Raw genomic sequence first — 974 nt, 5'->3', positions numbered from 1 at the left:
CATAAGCTGTGATTTTTGAATTAGCAAATGTTTATTGCTTAAGCCTACGACTGGCGTGTATCCTCCCTCTTTGCGATCACTCAATAATTGATCGCTTTCATTGATTAACATAAGCGCTGTTTTGACTATTTTTCACAACACATCTAAAAGCACAGCCTTTGGCTTGATTACAAACGATCCACCGCTGTTATGTATTCACAATGGATTGCAATATTGCATAAGTTATGGCGTATTTCGAGTCTACAATTTTAAAAACTATCCATTGCGTTGTTAGTGGCCTGATTGAGTCTAAATAACCTGAGTTCGACATAAAAAATAAATGAAAAAAAGCCTTAGCACCTGTAATATCTTGGTTACGAAGACAAAACATTTCAGAGCAAGGCTTTTTCATGGACTATATTACCGAATTATTTTGTATTTTGGATGATTTCTGCAAAAAGTTTAATGAGTCTTTAGAAAAAGCTCTAATTTCTGATCAAAAAACAACAATGAAAAAGTCAGCTTTAAGCTTGTCTGAAGTGATGACCATTGTCATTTTATTTCATAAATCCGGATTTAGATTTTTCAAATATTTTTATTGTCATATGATCATCCCATTTTGGAAATCAGCTTTTCCCAAGCTTCTTAGTTACAATCGTTTTATTGAAATTATGCCGCGTTGTTTACAAGCTTTGAGTAGTTTCTTCCATCAAGTTAAAGGAGAAGATACCGGAATTTGTATCATTGATTCGACTAAATTGGTCATTTGCCATAATCTTAGAATTAAAAGAAATCGTGTATTTAAAGGCTTGGCCGGTCGCGGTAAAAGTAGTACAGGTTGGTTTTATGGATTTAAAGTCCATATCGTTATCAACAACTTGGGTGAAATTATTAATCTCAAGATTACATCAGGAAGTGTGCATGATGTTGCTGTACTTGAATCTTTAACCAAAGAGTTAAAAGGTATTTTACTAGGCGATAAAGGCTATCTGAGT

General features: G+C 33.7%; 1 protein-coding gene. It reads left to right on the top strand.

All coding sequences use genetic code 11. The features are described from left to right. Window positions 1–389: 389 nt before the first annotated feature. Window positions 390–974 (top strand): IS982 family transposase (locus tag SE27_RS12395; RefSeq protein WP_039624083.1); only part of this gene is annotated, 585 nt, incomplete at its 3' end.

Source organism: Acinetobacter harbinensis, from assembly GCF_000816495.1.
Taxonomy (GTDB): Bacteria; Pseudomonadota; Gammaproteobacteria; order Pseudomonadales; family Moraxellaceae; genus Acinetobacter; species Acinetobacter harbinensis.
Note: the sequence above shows the minus strand (reverse complement) of the source record. Positions and strands in the feature narration are given on the sequence as shown.